A 19,766-nucleotide genomic window follows, 5' to 3' on the forward strand; every position below is an offset into this window, starting at 1 on the left:
TTCGGTTCTCTGGGTTCCTCTGGGAAGAAGGTCACCGCCATGACCAGATCCGTTCGGAGCAGGGTGCTGCGGGCCGCGGTTGCGGGCCTCGTGGTCGCCGGGCTGCTGCCGGCAGGATTGCGTACGTCGTCAGCAGCACCGGCGCCGTCCACCACCAGCGTCACCGTCGCGACCGGTTCGTCCGGTCCGGCGGGGGACAAGGCGCTGCGGCCCTACATGGGCTGGAGCAGTTACAGCATGCAGGTCTACAACCCGAACGGCGGCAGCTGGATCACGGCGGAGCAGCTGATCGCCCAGTCCGACGCGATGCACGCGAAGCTGCAGCCGTACGGGTACGAGTACATCAACATCGACGCCGGCTGGAACGAGGGCATCGACGCCTACGGCCGGCCGACGCCGAGCAAGAAGCTCTACCCGAACGGCCTGCAGGCCGTCATCGACCACATCCACGCGAACGGCCAGAAGGTCGGGCTGTACGCGATCCCCGGGATCAGCAAGGCCGTCATCGACGCCAAGCTGCCGATCTACGGCGCCCCGGAGTGCACCACCGCGGACCTGCCGGTGCAGCCGCTGCAGAAGGCCGACTACTGGGGCATCGGCTACCGGATGGACTTCTCGAAGCCGTGCGCGCAGAAGTACATCGACTCGATCGCGGACCTGTTCGGCTCCTGGGGCCTGGACTTCCTGAAGTTCGACAGCGTCACCCCGGGCTCCGGGGTCAGCGACCTGTCGCTCGATGCGCGCGACGACGTGAAGGCGTGGTCGCAGGCGCTGGCCCGGCACAAGATCTGGCTCGAGCTGTCGTGGGCGCTCGACATCAACTACGCCGACCTCTGGAAGCAGTACGCCAACGGCTGGCGGATCGACTGGGACGTCGAGTGCTACTGCCCGGGGACCGCGCTCACCGCGTGGCCGAACATCAACCGGCTGTTCCCGAAGCTCGCCGAGTGGTGGCGGCACGCGGGCCCGGGCGGCTGGAACGACCTCGACTCCCTCAACGTCGGCAACGGCCAGATGGACGGCCTGACGAAGGACGAACGCCGTACGGCGGCGACGCTGTGGGCGATCTCCGCGGCGCCGATGTACATCGGAAACGACATGACGAAGCTGGACTCGTACGGCCTCGAGTTGCTCACGAACCGTGAGGTGATCGCGGTCAACCAGGCCGGCCGGCCCGCGCACCCGGTGTCCACGAAGACCAACCGGCAGGTGTGGTTCGCGCTGAATCCGGACAGCTCGTTCACGGTCGCCCTGTTCAACCTCGGCCAGACCGACGCCGACCTGACGGTGAACTTCGCCGACCTCGGCCTGAACGGCGCCGCGAAGGTGCGCGACCTGTGGGCCCGCAAGGACGTCGGCACGTTTGCGTCGAGCTTCACCGCACAGGACGTGCCGATCCACGGCGTCCGGCTGCTCAAGGTCACGCCGCAGAAGGGCGCGGCGATCAACGTGAACGACGACGACCCGCGGGTCTCGTACGACGGCGCGTGGGAGCGCAACAAGAACTACGAAGTACCCGCCGTATCGCAGGCGCTGACCGTCGGCGTGACCGACTCGGCCGCGCGCTCGGCGACGGCGGCCGATCTGCCGACCCGGACCGTCGAGGTCAACAACAACAGCCCGCAGATCGTCTACTCCGGCACCTGGAACTACAGCTCCGGGCGCGGGCTGGGGGACTACCAGGACGACGTGCAGTGGACGGAGACGAACGGCGACTCGTTCTCGTACAGCTTCGTCGGCACCGGCGTCGACTACGTGACCGAGACGGACCCGGGCCAGGGCGACGTCGACATCTACATCGACGGCGAGTTCAAGCAGACCGTGAGCACGTACATGGATCCGGCGCAGGGCCACAACAAGCCGCAGCAGGTCGTGTACAGCATCTCGGACCTGCCGAACGGCAGCCACACGATCCGCGGGGTGAAGAAGTCCGGCCAGTTCATGTTGCTCGACAAGCTGAACATCCGGCAGGAGAGCCTGCTCAACCCGGACACCGCGGCGTTCGACAAGAGCGCGCCGGCCGACGTCACCGTCACGCTGGGCCGCGACGCGGGTGAACTGGAAGGCATCGCGAAGGCGGGCCAGGAGCTGGTGAAGGGCGCCGACTACACGATCTCCGGGAACGCCGTCACGATCAGCAAGGCCTACCTCGCCGGGCTGCCGGTCGGCAATACCGCGCTCGACGTCCGGTTCCGTGGCGACTACCGCGACGACGTGCACGCCGCCAAGGCCGACGGTGCGGCCGTGGAGTTCACGTTCACCGGCACGGGCGTCGAGTGGAGTACGGCGCTCGCACCCGACCAGGGCGAGGCCGACGTGTACGTCGACGGCAAGCTGGTACGCCGCGTGAACCTGCACGGCGACGCCCGCGTCACCAACCGGACCGTGTTCGGCGCGACCGGGTTGCGGAACGGGCAGCACGTCGTCCGGATCGTCAAGGTGAACGGCGAGGTCCTGCGCAACGACACGATCCGCTACACGATCGCCAAGTAGCACCGCACCCGACGGCGGGTGGTGGTCCTCCGGGACCGCCGCCCGCCGTTCTCGTGTTGCCGGGCTCACAGGCTCTGACTGACTGATCAGTCAGTCATTTTGCTAGCCTTGGCGGTGGGGGATCGAGCGCGCATCCCTGGTCGAACGAGTGAGGTGCCGCCAATGTCGTTGAGCGATGTGACCGTACCGCGCCGGCGAGCCCGGCGGCGCGAGGATTCCCGGCTGGCCGACCATGTCGACCGGCTGGGGGAGGAACACCCGCCGATTCCGCTCGGCAGTGTCGACTACACGATGAAGAAGCCCGGCCTGCTGGCCGAGCGGTTCGGTCACGTGCTGTCGTACATGACCCGCGTCGAGCTCGAGGTCGAGCGGAACGTGCTGGAGCTGAACGTGCTGCTCCCGGACCCGCCCGAGGTCGACCGGCACTTCTACGCCGACGTGTGGATGCCGCAGGAGACCCGCCACGGGCAGATCCTCGACAAGCTGCAGGAACTGCTCGGTGTGCACCCGCAGGAGGCGAACCTGTCGGAGGTGTCGTTCAATCTCCGGTTCCTCGGCGCGCTCGGCCGGATGCGCGGCGTGCAGGACATCAGCAGGATGCTGTACTACCTGACCGGCCTGGCCACCGAGCGGTCCGCGGTCCTCGCCTACAACAAACTCCACTCCGGGCTGCTCGAGCTCGGCGAGCGGGCGATCGCCAAGACGGTGGTCGCGCCGATCCGCCGCCAGGAGCCGGGGCACTTCGCCTACTACCAGATGGCCGCGCAGGAGCTGTGGGATCAGCTGGCCGGCTGGCAGAAGTGGCTGACGCGCGGGCTGCGGAAGCGGACGTTCGAGGTGGTCGGCGCCTACAACAAGCGGCAAGTTGCCGACTTCGGCGACGTGATGACCGCGCTGGAGATGAGCGACGGCGGCGAGGCCGAGCTGCGCGAGTACGCACGGCAGGTCGGGCGGGCCGAACACGAGCTGCTGTGGGCGCATCGCCGCGGATTGCGGGTACCGGACTACGTGTTCAAGTCACTTAAGCGGGCCGCCGTGCTCGCGGCCGAACGGAAAGGCGAGGTCTGGCCCGCCGCCCAACCAGCAGCATCATGACCGCACAAGCACAGCACGCCACCCGGCCGACCAAGCGGCAGCTCATCATCGAGACCGCCGAGCGGCTGTTCGCCGAGCACGGGTACGACGCCACGTCGACGGCCCGGATCGCGACCGAGGCCGGGGTGCCGTCGGGGCTGGTGTTCTACCACTTCGCGACCAAGCTCGACCTGTTGCTCGCGGTCGTGCAGGAACGCCCGTCGCCGAGCGAGGTGCTGCGCTCCGCGGCGCGCGCCCGGACGGTCCGCGGTCGGCTGCGGTCGATGGTGGCCTCGATGGTGGAGGAGCTGGAGAACGACCGGGCGGCCCGGGTCATCGTGTTCCGGGAGGCGCCGGGGCGGCCGGAGATCGCGTCCCGGGCGGCCGAGCTGTTCGCGGGGGCGACGGAGACCGTGGCCGACGTACTGAGTGGTGCCGAGGACCTGGTGGCCGACGAGGCACGCGTGCAGACGGCGGCGGAGCTGGTGGTGAGCCGGGTGTTCCTGGACACCGTCGCGCTGGCGCAGGACGAGCCCGCGGTGAAGCGGCACGCGGCGATGATCGAGCTGATCGCGGAGTCGCTGACCTCCGGCGTGCGCGTCCGGAGCTGACGCGCACGCCGGGGTCGTTCAGGCCCAAGGGTCGAACGGGATCCCGGACGGCCTGGACGCGTTCAGCAGGGAGCGGAACCGGTCGTCCTTGTCGGTGATCTTGATCGTCGCGGACCCGAAGTCGGCGGTCATCAGCGTGTCGCGCAACGCCGTACTGGGAAAGCCGGTCCAGTCGACCAGCGGTGGGTAGCGCCAGGTGTGGTAGTGGTTCTCGGGCGGGTCGTCGTTGCTGTTGGCGAGCCGGAAGAAGTGCGTACTCGCGCCGTCCTTGTGGTAGACGACTTTCGGGTGCGAGCCGTCGAAGCGGACCTGCGACCGCGGGTAGGTGACCTGGGTCGCGTGCTGTGTCGTGGTCACGTACTCGACCTGGTTGGTCGCCTGGTTCACCCAGGAGATCACGTGCTCCCAGTCGTGCCGGTGGCCGCCGAGACTGCTGCCCGGGAGCGCCTGGTCCTTCTCGAAGTAGCTGGCGTACACGATCGCGCACCAGCCGCCGTTGCACTTGGAACGCGCGTAGGTCTGTGAGTTGTCGAGGTCGGACTGGTCGCGGCAGTTGCCGTTCACCGCGCCGGTCGGGTTGAGGCCGGGGTTGAGGGTGCCGTCGGCGCCGATGGCCGGGGTGGCGTAGCAGCCGTCGGTGTCGTAGTCGTACGCCGGTGAAAACGACTGCTCGTAGCCGCCGGCGTTCTGCGGGAGGCTCGGTGGCGGGGCGGCGTACGCCAGGCCGGCGGAGGTGAGCATCAGGGCGGCGGTGCCGAGGACGACACCGACCGCCCGGCGGGCGGGATGCTGCATCGGGTGCTCCTTATTTCAGGGCGGAAAGGAACTCCTCGAGAATACTGGCGGGCCGGGTCTCCGGGTACCTGGAAGGTTCTTGGAGGTGACAGACCATGACCGAGAAGGAGCCGCTCGGCCTCGTCCGGCTGGACGACAGCGACCTGATGCTCGCGAAGGCCGAGGACGACGTCCGGGGCGCCAGCGTGGTGGACTCGGACGGTACGGAGATCGGCAAGGTCAGCAGCCTGTTCGTGGACGCCGACGAGCGTCGCGTACGGCTGCTGGACGTGGCGTCCGGCGGCCTGCTGGGCATCGGCGCCGCACACCGCCTGATCCCGGTCGACGCCGTCGTACAGGTCTCCGAGGACCAGGTCACGATCGGCCGCACCCGCAACGAGATCGCGCACGCCCCGGGCTACGACCCGGAGCTCACCGAGTTCGACCCCACCGAGAACCTCGAGGAACTCTACGGCTACTACGGCATGACCCCGTACTGGTTCCCCGGCTACCGCTACCCGCGCTTCCCGTTCCGGTGAGCGCGGATCTCGCGGCCTTCTACCGCCGCTACATCACCTGCTGCAACGAGCACCGCTTCGGCGACCTCGGCGAGTTCGTCGCCCGCGACGTCTCGGTGAACGGCGAGGCGTGTGGCCTGGCGAAGTACGCCGCTGGGCTCCAGGCGGTGGTCGACGAGGTGCCGGACTTCCACTGGGACGTGCAGCAGATCCTGCGGGACCGGCGGTCGCTGGCGGTGCGCTTGATCGACACCGGCACGACTCGTTCCGGGCGGGCGGTGTGGGTCCAGGAGCTTGCGATGTACGACGTGCCGGACGGGCGGATCGCCGCGGTGTGGGGCGACCTGGACCGCACCCGCCTGTAGCCGCCTAGTCTTCCGGCTTCTTCAGTGGGGTGGTGGTGGGGCCGTCGAGGACTGTGCCTTCGGGGGTGAAGCGGGAGCCGTGGCAGTTGCAGTCCCAGGTGCTGTCGCCCTGGTTCCAGCGCAGTGGGCAGCCGAGGTGGGTGCAGACCGGTACTACGGTGTGCAGCGTGCCGGCGTGGTCGCGGTAGGCGCCTACGGTGGTGCCGTCGAGGTCGTACAGGCCGCCCTCGCCGACCTCCACGTGATCGAGCCCAGCGCCGAGCAGCCGGCGGGTGTGGCCGGCGACGAACTCCTTGCCGACCTTCAGGTTGTCCTGCACGAGCTTCGCCACTGAGCGCGCGTCACCGATCCGGCCCGCATCGAACACGTCGCTCCACCGGTTGCTGCGGTCCAGGACGAGGTCGCGGAGGATGCCGGCGGCAACGGTTCCGTTGCTGAGGCCCCACTTGTGCATGCCGGTCGCTACCAGGACAGGGGAGCCGGGTGCCTTGCCGACGTACGGCAGCTGGTCAGGCGTGCTGTAGTCCTCGGCCGACCACCGGTACTCCGGTTGCACCGTCGTACCCCACAGTTGGTCGACCCAGTCCACCAGACCTTGGTACGACGCATTGGTGTCCTCCTGCGCGCCGGTCTCGTGATCGCCGCCGACCACGATCAGGCCGCTCGGGCCCCCGCCCGGCCAGGGCCGCGTCGACCGGGTCGGCGCATCGGCCGAGATCGTCATCGCCGTAGGCGCCTGGACAGGTAGCTTGACCGCGATGCCGTGGGACTGGCTGGGCCGGGTGCGCGCGAAGTACCCGCCGAGGGTGCCGAACGGCAGCAACGTCGCGGCCACTGCATGACGAGCCACGACCCGGCGGCCGGACTCGGTCCGCGCCACGACACCCTCGCCCTCGGAGTCCAGGTCCGTCACGCGGCTGTGCTCGAAGATCCGCCCGCCGGCGCGCGTGAAGGCGGCGGCGAGGCCCGTGAGGTAGCGAGCGGGATGCAACTGCAGCTGGTTGTCGAACCGCACAGCGGAGGCCGCCGACAGCGGCAGGCCCATCTCGGATGGGTCCGCTTCGTGTGCGGGAAGACCGAGCTCGCGCGCCGCTGCCGCCTCTTCGCGCAGGTCGCCTGTCGAGTAGACGTACGACGGGCCGCGGCTGAGCTCGCACTCGATGCCGAGCTGGCGGACGATGTTGTCGACCTCGTCGACCGCCTCCTGGTTCGCGGCGCCGTACTGCCGCGCCACGTCGCGCCCGTGCCGGTCCAGCAGCTTGGCGTAGAGAGCACCGTGCTGGGAGGTGACCTTGCCGGTCGTGTTGCCGCTGGTCCGCGTGCCGATCCGCCCGCCCTCGAGCAGGACGACGCCGACTCCCTCCTGCTGCAGGTGGAGGGCGGTCGTCAGCCCGATCAGCCCGCCGCCGACGACGACCACGTCGGCTTCCTGATCCGCGTCGAGCGCCTGGTACCTCGGCAGGTTCGCGGTCCCCAGCCAGACCGAGCTCTGAATCGTCATGACCGGCCGGTTCCCGCGCGTGTACTCCTTCAACCGCCGGGTACCGGCGGGACATGCGCCTGACCGAGACGGCCGACGTGTGGTGGAAGAACGCGGTGATCTACTGCCTCGACGTCGAGACGTTCTTCGACACCGACGGTGACGGGCGGGGCGATCTGCGCGGCGTGTGCCAGCGCATCGACCACCTCGCCGAGCTGGGTGTGACCTGCCTGTGGCTGATGCCGTTCTACCCGACGCCGGACCGCGACGACGGCTACGACATCACCGACTTCTACGGCGTCGACTCGCGGCTCGGCAGCCACGGCGACCTGGTCGAGCTGATCATGCTGGCCCGCGACCGCGGCATGCGGGTGATCGCGGACCTGGTCGTGAACCACACGTCCGATCAGCATCCGTGGTTCCGGAGTGCGCGCGCGTCCCGGCAGTCGCCGTACCGCGACTGGTACGTGTGGCGCGACGAACCGCCGCCGGACGCGGAGAAGGGCGTCGTCTTCCCGGACAAGGAGAAGAGCCTCTGGCAGTACGACGAGCAGGCGGGGCAGTACTACCTGCACCGGTTCTACCGCTACCAGCCGGACCTCGACATCGCGAACCCCGAGGTGCGCGAGGAGATCGAGCGGGTGATCGGCTTCTGGACGGCGGTCGGCCTGTCCGGCTTCCGCGTCGACGCGGTGCCGTTCCTGCTCGATACGGCCGGCTCGCTCGACGCGGCCGACCTGCCGGACCCGCACGACTACCTGCGCGACCTGCGGGCGTTCCTGGACCGCCGGCAGGGCCAGTCGATGCTGCTCGGCGAGGTGAACCTGGAGTATCCCGACGTACGGCGCTTCTTCGGCGACGAGGACGGCGACGAGCTGACGATGTGCTTCGACTTCAACGTCATGCAGCGGCTCTATCTGTCGCTGGCCCGCAACGATCCGGCCGAGCTGGTGAAGGCGTTGCGGGAGCGGCCGGATCCGCCGGAGGAGGCGCAGTGGGGGACGTTCGTCCGCAACCACGACGAGTTGACGCTGGACAAGCTGTCCGACGCCGAGCGGCAGGAAGTGTTCGACGCGTTCGGCCCGGACGAGAACATGCAGCTCTACGGGCGAGGGTTGCGCCGCCGGTTGCCGCCGATGCTGGGCAACGACCCGGCGCGGCTGCGAATGGTCTACAGCCTGCTGTTCTCGCTGCCCGGTACCCCGGTGCTCTTCTACGGTGAGGAGATCGGCATGGGGGAGAACCTCGCGGCGTCGGACCGGCAGGCTGTGCGGACGCCGATGCAGTGGACGGCCGATCCGCACGGCGGGTTCTCGACGGCCGATCCGTCCCGGCTGCCGGCGCCGATGGTGGAGGGCGAGTTCGGGCCGCAGAACGTGAACGTGGCGGACCAGCGCCGGGACCCGGACTCGCTGTTCAACTGGATGAAGCTGCTGATCGTCCGGTACCGCGAGTGCCCGGAGCTGTCCTGGGGAAAGTGCACGGTGCTCGAGACCGGCGTGCCGTCGGTGTTCGCGCACCGCTCCGACTACGAGGGCGGGACGATCGTTGCCCTGCACAACTTCGCGCCCGAGTCCGCCAAGGTCGAGCTGGCCGTGGCCGGGAGCGGCGTCGGGGTGCGCGCGGCCGACCTGTTGCCCGACGGTACGGCGGACGTCGACGAGGACGGCGTACTGTCCCTGGACCTGGCACCGTACGGCTGCCGCTGGTTGCGGATCGTGCACCCGGGCGACCGGTATCTGGTGTGATTCGGCGGGTCGCGCCGCGGGTACCGGCGGCGTGAGTGCAGACGGGAGGCGAGAACCATGACGAACAAGGACAAGCTCGAGAACGCGGCCGAGGCCGCGAAGGGCAAGGTCAAGGAGAAGACCGGCGACGCGACCGACAACCGGGACCTGCAGGCCGAAGGGCAGGCCGAGAAGTCGAAGGCCGATCTGAAGCAGGCCGGCGAGAAGGTCAAGGACGCGTTCAAGGACTGATCGGCGACCGCCAGACCATCACAATCGACCGATCCGGCACCCGTTGCGCTCAGGCCCGGTCCGGGAGCGCGATTGTGATGGCGTGGCGGTTGGTCACTCGCGGGCACTGAGGATCGCGAAGGCGACGATCGCGAGCGCGGTCAGGCCGGCGGGGATGAAGAACACCTGCGGGAGGCCGATCGCGGCGACGCCGATGCCGCCGATGGTTCCGCCGATCGCGGAGCCGAGCGGGATCGCGCTGAGGAAGACGCCGGACGCGGTGCCGACGCCGTCGGGGTAGAGGCGCTGGGCGATCGAGACGCCGAGCGCACCGACGCAGGCCCACAGCCCGGCGGTCAGCGCCTGGCCGACGAACAGGCCGGCGACCGAGGTGCTGAGCGCGTACGCGAGGTTGCCGGCCAGGCCGAGTACGGCGCCGGCGGTCATCGCGCGCATCGCTCCGAAGCGGTCCGCGAGCCGCGCGACGACCGGAAGCAGCAGGAGCTCGAGCAGCGGCTGAATGCCGATGACGACGCCGCGCAGCGAGTCCGACACGCGGAGCTCTTCGGCCATGTAGATCGGCAGGTACCCGAACTTGATCGTGTCGCCGGTCATCGCCAGCACGCAGACCGCGGTGAAGATCAGCAGCGGCAGCATGTGGTCGATTCGGCGCCGCTCCGTTGCCTTGCTCGCGCGCGGATCGTCGTACCGCTCGACGCGCTGCCGGCCGAGCGGGAGCACCTGGGCGAAGGCACAGACCGCCGTCGCGACCAGCAGCGCCCGGAGCCCGAAGACGCCGCCGAACCAGCTGCCGAACACCGGTCCGAGGATCCACCCTGTGGTGAACGCCATCCGGATCGTCGCGACCACCCGGTTCTCGGCCCGGGTCGGGCGCCGGCTGAGTTCGTCGCGGCACGCCGCGAACAGTGACGCCATCGAGCCACCGGCGACACTCAACGCGAGCACGCTGATCACGAACGGCATCCAGACCTCGGTCGCCGCGGCCATCGCCAGCCACCCGGCGGCGCCGACCACCGCGCAGATCCGGAACCACAGCAACCGGTTCTGCGTGCGGTCCGACCAGCGCCCGACGAGGAACCCGGCGAGCGGCGCGGCCAGGTTCGTCACGTAGTACAGCCCGGCGACCGGTAACGGTGTGTGCAGCTCCCGGACCAGGAACAGTGTCAGCTGCGGCGTCGCCGCGGACACCCCGACACCGGAGATCAGCAGGGCCACGAAGGCCGAGCGGTAGAACCTGGACCGGAGCACAATGCTCAGCGCGGACTCCGACCGGTCCAGCATCCACCCCTCCACGGAAAACGTCTGCCGCCCAACGATAGGTGCAAACCCGCCGGACACGCCTGACCGTGTCATCCCTCGAACAGCGGCCTAGGGTCGGGGCATGGAACTGCGCGCGCTGCCGGCCGCCGCGTCCTGGACGCACCGCGGCGTCCGGGCCGGATTCGAGGTCCTGTTCGCGGAAGCCGCCCGGTTGCGCGGCCGGACGTCCGCCCGGGAGGGGGAGGCGACCTGGTACGTCGGGTACGACATCGCGCTCGGCGCCGACTGGACGACGACGTCCGTGACCGCGACGAACTCGACGGTCACCGGTGACCACGAGATCACGCTGACACGGTCGCCGACCGGCAGCTGGACCGTGGACGGCGTACCGCGCTCGGACCTCGACGGCTGCCAGGACGTGGACTTCGAGTCCTCGGCGGTCACGAACACGCTTCCGGTGCATCGGATCGCGTTCGTTCCCGGTACGACGGTCGACGTGCCGGCGGCGTTCGTCACCGCCGAGGACCTGTCCGTGCTGCGGTTGGAGCAGCGCTACACCCTGTTGAGCTCCGACGAGGATCTGCACGTGTTCCACTACGAGTCCGCGACGTTCGACTTCGAGTGCCGGTTGACCTTCGACGCGGCGGGCCTGGTCGTGGACTACCCGGGGATCGCGGTCCGGGATCGCTGACCCGGTTCAGAGCTTGAGCTTGATCGTCGCCGTGGCTCCGTCCCGGTAGGTGACCGTCACGGGGACGCCGGTCCGGTTGGCGTCCAGCAGCTCGTCGCCAGGAACCCAGAGCGCGAACTGTCCGGCGCTGACGGTTGCCGTGACCTTGCCGTGCGTCCGACTGGTGTAGCTGACCGCGCTCACGTCCTTGCCTGCCAGCCCGGTGGCGACCGACAGATTGCGGCCGTTGATCGAGCCGGTGCCGAGCGTCACGGGAGTGAGCTCTCGCGCGGTCGGCAGGTCGGCGGCCGGGGTGGTGCCGATCGCGCCGAACTGGTCGGCGAACAGGTGGCGTGACTGATCGGTGATGCAGAGTGCGCCGAACCCGGCCTGATCGGCCAGCACGACGAGGGTCCAGACGCCGCGGCGCTCGGCGATCGCGGTGGTGGCTGCCGCGAGCTGCCCGCCGTACTCCGGGGAGCCCGACGTCGAGGCCTCTCGGCAGGCGTTGGAGGCGTCCGCGCGGGCCGAACCGGTCAGCCCGGTCGGGGTGGCCGTCCAGGTGGCGAAGGCCCTGTCGCCGCCGAGGGCCGAAGGCAGGATCAGGGCGGCGGCGGTGGCGGCTGCCACCAGGCCGGTGCCGAGCGCGACGCGTGGCAACCAGCGCTTGGGCCGCCGGGTGGGCTGCTGAGCGGGTGTGGCGAGGATCTGGCGGAGGGTGGCCTGGGCTCTTGGGCTGCGCGGGTCGGCGTCGGTGGCCGGGTCGAGGGTCTTGAGGACGGCCAGCTCGTCGAGAGAAGTCATGACGGGTGCCTTTCGGGAGTAGGTGCGGGGTGGTGGCCCAGCAAGGCGCGCAGCGCTCGGCGTGCGCGGCTGAGGCGGAGCCGGAACGCGACGGGGGAGATCCCGAGCACGGCGGCGGCCTGCGGAGCCGTGAGGTCGTCGAGGACCGACAGCGCGAGCGCCTCCTGATGAACTGCGGTCAACCGGCCCCACGCCCGGGTGAGGTCGACCTGCCGCGCCACCAGTTCGGCGTCGTCGTCCAGCGCGGACGGCGCCGTCTCCGCCAGCCGTACGGCGACTGCGAGCTGCCGCCGCGCCCCGCGGTGGGAGTTGAGGATGACGTTGCGGGCGATGCCGAACAACCAGGGCCGCGCGTCCGCGAGCCCGATCGGCAGCTCGTCCGTACGCCGCCACGCGACGAGGAACGTCTCCGCGACGATGTCCTCGGCCTGTGGCGCCGGGACCCGCCGCTGCGCGAAGCGGACGAGATCGGCGTACGTCGCCTCGAACAGCGCGACGAACCGCTCCGCGCGCCCCGGAGGTGAATGATTGCTCATGGCCCGTACCTGTCCAGCACAGGCCCTAGTGTGTCCCGGTCAGCTCCAGATTGCCTGGCTCACCGCGGCGCCGAGGAAGACGCTGCCGAGGGCGGCGACGATGCTGGCGGTGACGTTGGCGGCGGCGAGGAAGCGGGCGCGGTCCTCGAAGAGGCGGATGGTCTCGTAGGAGAAGGTCGAGTACGTCGTGAGGGCGCCGCAGAAGCCGGTACCGATCAGGAGCCGGAGGTCGTGGGGGAGCGCGGAGGAGGCGCCGACCACGAACCCGAGGATCAGCGACCCCAGGACGTTGACGCTGAACGTGCCCCACGGGAACAGCGAGTCGTGCCGTGCCTGCACAGCGCGGTCGGCGAGGTAGCGCAGCGGCGCCCCGACCAGACCGCCGGCGACCACCAGCAGGAGACGGCTCATCGTTGCCTCCGCAGGATCAGGGCACGCGTCGCGCTGACGGTGGCCCAAGCGGCGAGCAGTGCGCCGACGACCGTCGTGACGAGGTACAGCAAGGCGGTTGCGGCGTGTCCGCCGGTGACCAGCTGCTGGATGTCGACGGCGTACGTCGAGAACGTCGTGAACCCACCGAGCACGCCGGTGCCGAGGAACGGCCGGAGCAGCCGCTGCCGGGTGAACACGTCGGTGACCAGCACCATCAGGATGCCGATCAGCCCGCAGCCGACGACGTTGATCACCAGCGTGCTCGCCGGAAACGCGCCCGGCGGAGTAGGCCAGCCGAGCCCGACGAGGTACCGCACCGCCGCGCCGAGCGCCCCACCGACCGCGATCGCGCCGAGAACCACCGGATCGACCGCACGACGATCCCGCCCGTCGACCCGCAGATCGACGTCCGAGTCGACGGGCCCCCTCGGCAACGGATTGACGGGGTGATGCTCCACAGACAGGCCTCCTACCGGCGAGCCCTGCCGCCGGTCAAGCAGCCACCAGGATAGCTGCCGCCGTCAGTGGTCCATGGGTGGCGTTCCCCAGGTCGACGGTGTCGGACCGAGCTCAGCGGTCACTCGCCCGCCGTGGGTGACGAACGACTCCGGCAGCCAGGACTCGGTGCGCGGTTTCCCGTTCAGCGTCAACCCCTGGACGTACTGGTTCGCGTCCGACGTCGCCGGCGCTTCGACCGTCAGCCGTACGCCGTTGCTCCGCCGTACCTCGACCTTCGGGAACAGCGGACTGCCGACCAGCAACTCCGCCCGCCCTTGCGTCTGCGGGAACAGCCCGATCGCCGCGAAGATGTACCACGCGGACAGCGTCCCGAGGTCGTCATTGCCCGGCAGCCCGGCGGGACCCGTGCCGTACACGGTGTCGACGATCTCCCGCGTGGTCGCCTGCGTCTTCCACGGCGCGCCGAGCCCGTTGTACAGCCACGGCGTGTGCAGCCCGGGCTCGTTGGTCGGGTCGTACCGCACCGGACTCCCGCCCTTCACGGCCCAGTTCCCGTTGGCATCGTGGAAGAACCCGTCCAGCCGCTGGACGGCGGTCGCAGGACCACCCATCGCCGTCGCGAGCCCCGACACGTCCTGCGGCACCATCCAGGTGTACGTCGACGTCGTACCCTGCGCGAACCCGACATCGGTCGACGGGCTGAACCCGTCCTGCCAGGTCCCGTCCGCCTTCCGCGCCCGCTGGTACCCGACGGCCGGGTCGAACGTGTTCATCCACCAACTGCCGCGGTCCTTGAGATCCGCAACGTCGGCGCCGAGCCGCGCGCCCCACTGCGCCAGCGCGTAATCGGCGAGCGAGTTCTCCAGCGTCTCCGCCGCGCCGCCCCAGCAGTGGCAGGCGTCCTGCGGCGCGTAGTGCTTCGCGATGTAGGTGTCGAGCGCCGGTCGCTGGCCAGTACATTGCCCAGGGCAACCACCGTCGTTCTCGGCGTCGGGGTTCTGGACGCGGGCCTGGTGCACCAGCGAGTCGAAGGCGCCGCGGACGTCGAAGTTCGACACGCCCATCGCGGCGAACGTCGCCAGCGTCGGCGCGGCCGGGTCGCCGGTCATCACGTGCGTGGGACCGTTGTTGTGCAGCCAGCGGTCCCAGATCCCCTTGTTCTGCTGGGCGAACTGGTACATGGACTGCGCGTAGTCCCCGGCGATGCCGGGCTTGAGCAGCGCGAGCAGCTGGATGTGCGCCCGGTACTGGTCCCAGCCGGAGAAGGTCCCGTACTGCGCCTTCTGGCCGCGCGCGAGCCGGTGGATCTTCTGATCGGAGCCGAGGTACCGGCCGTCGACGTCGTTGAAGACGTTCGGCTGCAGGAGCGCGTGGTAGAGCGCGGTGTAGAACGTCGTACGCTGCGCGTCGGTGCCGCCCGTGACCCGGATCGCGTTCAGCTCGCGGCGCCAGTCGGCGTACCCCTCGGCGGCGACCTTGCCGACGGTCGCGTTCGGGCGGAGCTCGGCCCGCAGGTTCTGCTCGGCGCCGGCCAGGCTCACGTACGAGATGCCGAGCCGCATCCGTACGTCGGAACCCGGCGCGAACGTCACGTACCCGCCGGAGCCGCGCCCGGCGCGGTCCGCACCGGTCGCGTACCCCTCGCCGCCGGTCGTGTGCGTGCCGCCCGGCGTCAGCGTGCTGTCCTTCCAGGTGCCGTTGCCGACGATCGGCTGGTCGAACGACGCGGTGAAGTACAGCCGGTAGTAGGTCTTGCGGTTGTTGACGCCACCGTTCGCCCGCCGGCCGCAGAACGCCCCGGTCAGCACCGAACCGGTCACCTTCCGGCGGTGCGCGTCGATGGTGATCTCGGCGTCCTCGCTGCCGTTGAGCGAGTTCGACGTACGGAACAACAGGTTCGCGGCCTGGTCGGCCGGGAAGCTGAACTCGCCGACGCCCGCGCGGGTGGTGACGGCCAGGTCGGTCTTCACGCCGGAGTCCAGCGTCACCGTGTAGCGGCCGGGGACCGCCTTCTCGTTCTCGTGCCGGAAGTTCGTCGCGTACTTCGCGTCCTTGGTGTCGGCCGTCGGCGAGGAGTCGACCGCGCCGGCGTACGGCATGATCGGGATGTCGCCGGCCGCGCCCGGGTTGCAGCCGGCGCCGCTCAGGTGCGTGAGGCTGAAGCCGCGCACCCGCGTCACGTCGTACTGGTAGCCGTTCGCCGCGCCCGTGCTGGTCTGGTCGCCGCGGGTGCTGGTCGGGCTCCACGAGATCATCCCGAACGGGCGCCAGACCAACAGCCACCAAGCGCATGCGGAGACCTTCCGTGGGCGGGAGACGGAACCGCCGCTACGGTAGGCGGACTTGGTGGCCGTCGGCTGTTGTGGGTGCGAACTGCCGGTGACCAGGTAGGACCTAGCCGCCGTTCAGGACGTCGTACTTCGGGGCGATCCGGAAGTACTGCGGGTCGGAGAAGGTCAGCGGGACCTGGCCGAGGCTGCGGATCGCGGTGGCGGTGCCGTTGGCGTGGCCGACGGCGTACAGGTGACCGGTCCTGGTGTCCTTGTCGATGCCGAGCAGCAGCGTGCCGTTCGTACCGCACTTGGTAGCGATCAGCTTCTCGAAGCGCTGCCAGGTCGAGCCGCGGACGACCTTGCTGGTCGGTGCGCTCATGTAGCTGGTCGGCCAGGTCAGCGAGACCAGGGCGCCCGCGCGGGTGTTGGCGATGAACGTCTCGGTGGTCGCCGTACGGCCGATCACCGCGATGCCCTTGACCGTGCTGAGACCGCCGACGCCGGACGTGACCCGCCAGCTGCCGCCGTCGGACACCCAGCGCCGGGTGGTGCCGTCGCTGTGCTGACCGTACAGCAGGACGCGGGCCGGGTTCCCGGCGTTGGCCGGCTGCAGGATCGACTGCTCGATCCAGCGGTAGTTGCTCCAGCCGCCGCCGATCCGCAGGTTGTTGTGCGGGTAGTGCGGGTCGAGCTGGCTCTGGCCGTCGACCACGAACGAGCTCGAGTAGAGGGCGCCGCCCATCACGGTGAGCCCGGACCGCGACTCGCCGCTGCCCAGGGGCGCGCCGTAGAACGTGCTGATGTGCTGCACCTGGTTCGCCGGGAAGACCCCGGCGGTGCCGCGGACGCCGCCGACGGTGATCGGCGAGGTGGCGTTGATCATCCGGCTGGTGAACGCGCCGGTCGACGTCACGGATCCCAGCCGCAGCGCGCACGCCGCGGTGGTCGAGGTGGTCGAGGTGGTGCTGTCGGTCGCGGACGGCTTCGCCTGCGCGGCCGGCGCGAGCGCGGCGGCCCCGAGACCCACTGCGAGCATGCCGGCCGATGCCAGGCCTACGGTCTTACGGAACATCTGGATCGTCCCTCCCCTTGCCGCGGAGGCACCCCAGCCTCCGGTCTACGCATTGGATTCCGGTCGGCCCGGAAAAGTTCGAATCGGCTGACAGGGAAGGCAAAAGCCGGCTTTTCGGGGTGCTGTGACCGGTTCCTCACCGGGGGCCGCGGTTCTTCGCGGTCCGGTGGACGGGCCACCTGGTAGACACGTTCGCGAATGCGTGTCCGGGACAAGCGGCGCAGAGAGGAAAGCGGCTCTCGATGGTGATGGCATGGCGGTTCGGCGCCGTGAGCGTTGACGCCGTCATGGCCGTGGTCCGGGACCCGGCGACGTTCGCCGACTGGATGATCGCCGTACCGCCGGAACTCCGGGCCGGAGCGAACTGGCCGGAACAGGGCAGTGTCATCCAGCGGTACGACGGGCGGGAGCCGCGCGCCCGGCACGCCCACAACCGGCATCTCGTGGTGGCGGTCGTCGAACGCTGGCGCCCCGAGGACGAGCTGTCCGTCCGGCTGCGCAGCGGACTCGGCGGCTGGGTCCGGATCACGATCAAGGTGCACTCGCGGCCCGGCGGCGCGCTGATCGAGGTGCACGCCGAGCCGCTCACCGCGACCGCCCGGCTGCGCTTCACCGGCACCGCGCGCGGCCGCGCCGAGGAACGCTGCGCCCAGGTCGCGGAACGCCTCATCGCGCTGGCCACTGCCGACGACCCCGACGACTAGGGCACGAGCACGATCCGTCCGAAGACCTCGCCGCCCTGCATCTTCTGATGCGCCAGCACCGCGTCGTCCAGAGCCAGCTGCTCATGGATGACGAGTGGTAGCCGGCCGTCCGCGGCCGCAGCGAACTGCGCCGTTCTGACGGTACGGCGTTCGTCCGGCGCGACCGTGTCCGCGCTGAAGGTTGCGAAGGTCACCGACTTGCGGAAGTTGGCCGTCATCGCCGCCGCGAGCTCGGCCGGTGGCGGACCGCCGACCGCGCCGACGGCGACGAGCCGGCCGTTCGGTCGCAGCTTTCCGAGGAAGTACGGCAGGTCCGGACCGGAGACGACGTCGATGATCACGTCGTACGCCGGGGGAGCGGTGTCGTCACCACCGCCCGACCGATCCAGGACGTGGGTCGCGCCGACCTCGCGCAACAGCTCGCCGCGCGCCGCGGACGAGGTCGTGACGGCGACCGCCGAGGCGCCGCCCGCCGCGGCGAGGTGCACGGCGAGAATGCCGATACTTCCGGCGGCCCCACGCACCAGAACGGCTTCGCCGGGGCTGAACCGCGCGTGCCGCAAGCCGAAATGCGCCACCACGCCGGAGCTTCCGAGCGTCACCGACGCGGCCGCGGACAGGCCAGGAGGCAACGGTACGACGTCCTCGACCGCAGCGGTCGCCTGCTCGGCGTACGCGCCGCCAAGGCCGGTGAACGCCCACACGCGCCGGCCGATCCAGGACCTGTCGGTGTTGTGGCCGACAGCAACCACAGTCCCCGCGACCTCCGACCCCGGGATCAATCCCTCCCGGAATCCCCACGCACCCAGGGATCCGTTGCGGATCAGCACGTCGACACCGCCGACCCCGATCGCCTCGACCGCGACGAGCACCTCGCCCTCGCCCGGCTCAGGCGCCGGTACGTCGACAACGCTCAGCCCGTCGGGACCGCCGAACTTCTTGATGGCCACTGCCTTCACTGCTGTCTCCTCTCGACGACTCCGAGCCTAAGTGGACGGGCCCGTCCGCTTGGCTAGAGTGAGAGGAGTGACGGATCGTTTGCCTCAGAAACTGCGCGCCGACGCGGAGGACAACCGCGAGCGGATCCTGGCGTCGGCCCGGACGTTGTTCGCGGATCAGGGGCTCGGCGTCCCGATGCGCGAGATCGCGCGGCACGCCGGGGTCGGACCCGCCACGCTCTACCGGCGGTACCCGACGAAACAGGCGCTGGCCACGGCGGCGTTCGCCGAACAGGTGCGGGCGTGTGAGGAGATCGTCGAGGAAGGGCTGGCGGCCGCGGATCCCTGGCAGGGTTTCTGTCTGGTGATCGAGCGGATCTGCGAGCTGCACATCCGGCAGCGAGGTTTCACCGACGCGTTCCTGGCGACGTACCCGGACGCCGACGACTTGGAGAGTCGCGAGCTGACGCTGAAGTCGATGGCCACGCTGGCCCGGCGTGCGAAGGCGGGCGGGAAGCTGCGGCGCGACTTCCGGATGAGCGATCTGGTGGTCATGCTGACCGCCCACCGTGGTCTGCAGGCAGCAACGCCGGCCGTGCGGGTGGCTGCCTCGCGGCGGTTCGCGGACCTGACGGTGCGGGCGTTCAGCGCCTGACATGCCTGAGGCGGCCGCGGGGAGTCCCGCGACCGCCTCGAGGTGCAGGCGTCAGGCCTGGTTGTTGTCCGGGATGTCGTCGTTCTGGCCGTCGAGACCGTCGAGGCGGTCCTTGGCCATGCCGACGCCCTGGTCGATCTTGTCGCCGTACTGGCCGCCGGTCCGCTCGTCGACGAAGTCGCCGGCCTTGTCGAGGCCGTCGGAGACCTTGTCGCCGTGACCGTCGACGAGGTCGGTCGCCTTGTCCTTCAGGTTCTCGGCCGCGCCCTTGATGTTGTCGAAGACACCCATTGTCTGACCCCGATCAGTTTCCGTAGTTGCTGTTGTCGTCGTTCGAGTCGCCGGAGCCGTAGCCGCTGCCGGAGTCCTCGCGCTGGCCGTATTCGCTGCCACCGTTGGAGTTTCCGTCGTCCGAGCCGCCGCCGTAGTTCGACTCACCCGAATTGTCGCCGCCCTGGCCGTAGTCGCCGCCGCCGGACCCGTACGAGCTCTCGCCGCCGGATTCCCCTCCGCTGGAATCGCCGCCGAAGTCGTTGCCCTGGTCACCGGATCCGTACGAGTTGCCGGAGTCCTCCCGGCCACCCTGCTCGCCGTACTGGCTCTCGTTGTTTTCGTCGTAAGGATTGCTCATTGCGATATCTCCCCGTGAGATATGAGTTGTCGGCCGCC

Annotated in this window: 22 protein-coding genes; 10 read left to right on the top strand and 12 right to left on the bottom strand. The window is 69.9% G+C overall.

Features of this window, described 5'->3' with window-relative positions; genetic code table 11:
- Positions 1 to 39 precede the first annotated feature (39 nt).
- The 3 genes from ABN611_RS29310 (at position 40) to ABN611_RS29320 (ending at position 4,178) form a co-directional block, all read left to right on the top strand.
- Positions 40 to 2,493 carry a X2-like carbohydrate binding domain-containing protein gene (locus ABN611_RS29310; RefSeq protein WP_350275480.1) on the top strand — a complete coding sequence of 818 codons (2,454 nt, stop codon included), beginning with the start codon at positions 40 to 42 and terminating at the stop codon, positions 2,491 to 2,493.
- Positions 2,494 to 2,655: 162 nt separating this feature from the next.
- Entirely contained in the window at positions 2,656 to 3,588 is a 933-nt protein-coding gene (locus tag ABN611_RS29315; protein ID WP_350275481.1) for a GTP-binding protein LepA, read from the top strand.
- The gene (locus tag ABN611_RS29320) at positions 3,585 to 4,178 is read left to right on the top strand and encodes a helix-turn-helix domain-containing protein (protein ID WP_350275482.1); all 594 of its coding nucleotides are present in this window, start codon (positions 3,585 to 3,587) and stop codon (positions 4,176 to 4,178) included. Before ABN611_RS29315 ends, ABN611_RS29320 begins: the two co-directional genes overlap by 4 nt.
- An 18-nt stretch (positions 4,179 to 4,196) precedes the next feature.
- Here the strand turns inward: ABN611_RS29320 and ABN611_RS29325 are convergent, their stop codons facing one another.
- The gene (locus tag ABN611_RS29325; protein WP_350275483.1) at positions 4,197 to 4,973 is read right to left on the bottom strand and encodes an NPP1 family protein; all 777 of its coding nucleotides are present in this window, start codon (positions 4,971 to 4,973) and stop codon (positions 4,197 to 4,199) included.
- Between the two features lie 95 nt (positions 4,974 to 5,068).
- Between ABN611_RS29325 and ABN611_RS29330 the strand changes: the two genes are divergently transcribed.
- Both ABN611_RS29330 and ABN611_RS29335 read left to right on the top strand, forming a co-directional pair.
- Positions 5,069 to 5,491, top strand: coding sequence for a PRC-barrel domain-containing protein (locus tag ABN611_RS29330; protein ID WP_350275484.1), 423 nt, complete (start codon positions 5,069 to 5,071; stop codon positions 5,489 to 5,491).
- Complete coding sequence (locus tag ABN611_RS29335) at positions 5,488 to 5,835, top strand: ester cyclase (protein ID WP_350275485.1); 348 nt, start codon at positions 5,488 to 5,490, stop codon at positions 5,833 to 5,835. Before ABN611_RS29330 ends, ABN611_RS29335 begins: the two co-directional genes overlap by 4 nt.
- Before the next feature lie 4 nt (positions 5,836 to 5,839).
- On the opposite strand, the gene ABN611_RS29340 is transcribed toward ABN611_RS29335, so the two are convergent.
- Complete coding sequence (locus tag ABN611_RS29340; protein ID WP_350275486.1) at positions 5,840 to 7,336, bottom strand: FAD-dependent oxidoreductase; 1,497 nt, start codon at positions 7,334 to 7,336, stop codon at positions 5,840 to 5,842.
- Positions 7,337 to 7,389: 53 nt separating this feature from the next.
- Between ABN611_RS29340 and ABN611_RS29345 the strand changes: the two genes are divergently transcribed.
- Positions 7,390 to 9,063, top strand: a complete 1,674-nt coding sequence (locus ABN611_RS29345) for an alpha-amylase family protein (RefSeq protein ID WP_350275487.1) — start codon at positions 7,390 to 7,392, stop codon at positions 9,061 to 9,063.
- A gap of 57 nt (positions 9,064 to 9,120) precedes the next feature.
- Entirely contained in the window at positions 9,121 to 9,294 is a 174-nt protein-coding gene (locus tag ABN611_RS29350; protein WP_350275488.1) for a CsbD family protein, read from the top strand.
- 93 nt (positions 9,295 to 9,387) lie between these two features.
- Here ABN611_RS29350 and ABN611_RS29355 read toward each other — a convergent pair whose 3' ends face one another.
- Complete coding sequence (locus tag ABN611_RS29355; RefSeq protein ID WP_350275489.1) at positions 9,388 to 10,575, bottom strand: MFS transporter; 1,188 nt, start codon at positions 10,573 to 10,575, stop codon at positions 9,388 to 9,390.
- A gap of 100 nt (positions 10,576 to 10,675) precedes the next feature.
- Between ABN611_RS29355 and ABN611_RS29360 the strand changes: the two genes are divergently transcribed.
- Entirely contained in the window at positions 10,676 to 11,245 is a 570-nt protein-coding gene (locus tag ABN611_RS29360) for a putative glycolipid-binding domain-containing protein (RefSeq protein ID WP_350275490.1), read from the top strand.
- A gap of 6 nt (positions 11,246 to 11,251) precedes the next feature.
- Here the strand turns inward: ABN611_RS29360 and ABN611_RS29365 are convergent, their stop codons facing one another.
- The 6 genes from ABN611_RS29365 to ABN611_RS29390 all read right to left on the bottom strand — a co-directional run bounded on the left by ABN611_RS29365 (position 11,252) and on the right by ABN611_RS29390 (position 16,800).
- Positions 11,252 to 12,028, bottom strand: a complete 777-nt coding sequence (locus ABN611_RS29365; protein ID WP_350275491.1) for a hypothetical protein — start codon at positions 12,026 to 12,028, stop codon at positions 11,252 to 11,254.
- Positions 12,025 to 12,564, bottom strand: a complete 540-nt coding sequence (locus tag ABN611_RS29370; protein ID WP_350275492.1) for a sigma-70 family RNA polymerase sigma factor — start codon at positions 12,562 to 12,564, stop codon at positions 12,025 to 12,027. The genes ABN611_RS29365 and ABN611_RS29370 overlap by 4 nt, the downstream gene beginning before the upstream one ends.
- 39 nt (positions 12,565 to 12,603) lie before the next feature.
- A complete protein-coding gene (crcB, locus tag ABN611_RS29375) occupies positions 12,604 to 12,975 on the bottom strand; it encodes a fluoride efflux transporter CrcB (protein WP_350275493.1) in 372 nt (123 codons plus the stop codon).
- Positions 12,972 to 13,454, bottom strand: coding sequence for a fluoride efflux transporter CrcB (crcB, locus tag ABN611_RS29380; RefSeq protein ID WP_350275494.1), 483 nt, complete (start codon positions 13,452 to 13,454; stop codon positions 12,972 to 12,974). The genes crcB (ABN611_RS29375) and crcB (ABN611_RS29380) overlap by 4 nt, the downstream gene beginning before the upstream one ends.
- Positions 13,455 to 13,517: 63 nt before the next feature.
- Positions 13,518 to 15,731, bottom strand: coding sequence for a GH92 family glycosyl hydrolase (locus tag ABN611_RS29385; protein WP_350275495.1), 2,214 nt, complete (start codon positions 15,729 to 15,731; stop codon positions 13,518 to 13,520).
- Positions 15,732 to 15,849: 118 nt separating this feature from the next.
- Positions 15,850 to 16,800: a hypothetical protein gene (locus ABN611_RS29390; protein WP_350275496.1), complete on the bottom strand. Its 951-nt coding sequence runs from the start codon at positions 16,798 to 16,800 to the stop codon at positions 15,850 to 15,852.
- A gap of 269 nt (positions 16,801 to 17,069) precedes the next feature.
- Between ABN611_RS29390 and ABN611_RS29395 the strand changes: the two genes are divergently transcribed.
- Positions 17,070 to 17,504: a hypothetical protein gene (locus tag ABN611_RS29395; RefSeq protein WP_350275497.1), complete on the top strand. Its 435-nt coding sequence runs from the start codon at positions 17,070 to 17,072 to the stop codon at positions 17,502 to 17,504.
- Here ABN611_RS29395 and ABN611_RS29400 read toward each other — a convergent pair.
- A complete protein-coding gene (locus ABN611_RS29400; RefSeq protein ID WP_350275498.1) occupies positions 17,501 to 18,463 on the bottom strand; it encodes a zinc-binding dehydrogenase in 963 nt (320 codons plus the stop codon). The two genes, ABN611_RS29395 and ABN611_RS29400, sit on opposite strands and share 4 nt — an antisense overlap.
- A 67-nt stretch (positions 18,464 to 18,530) precedes the next feature.
- Between ABN611_RS29400 and ABN611_RS29405 the strand changes: the two genes are divergently transcribed.
- Positions 18,531 to 19,097: a helix-turn-helix domain-containing protein gene (locus ABN611_RS29405; protein ID WP_350275499.1), complete on the top strand. Its 567-nt coding sequence runs from the start codon at positions 18,531 to 18,533 to the stop codon at positions 19,095 to 19,097.
- 51 nt (positions 19,098 to 19,148) lie between these two features.
- On the opposite strand, the gene ABN611_RS29410 is transcribed toward ABN611_RS29405, so the two are convergent.
- Entirely contained in the window at positions 19,149 to 19,388 is a 240-nt protein-coding gene (locus ABN611_RS29410) for an antitoxin (protein WP_350275500.1), read from the bottom strand.
- Between the two features lie 13 nt (positions 19,389 to 19,401).
- Positions 19,402 to 19,728, bottom strand: coding sequence for a hypothetical protein (locus ABN611_RS29415; RefSeq protein ID WP_350275501.1), 327 nt, complete (start codon positions 19,726 to 19,728; stop codon positions 19,402 to 19,404).
- Positions 19,729 to 19,766: the final 38 nt, after the last annotated feature.

It is taken from the genome of Kribbella sp. HUAS MG21 (genome assembly GCF_040254265.1).
GTDB lineage: Bacteria > Actinomycetota > Actinomycetes > Propionibacteriales > Kribbellaceae > Kribbella.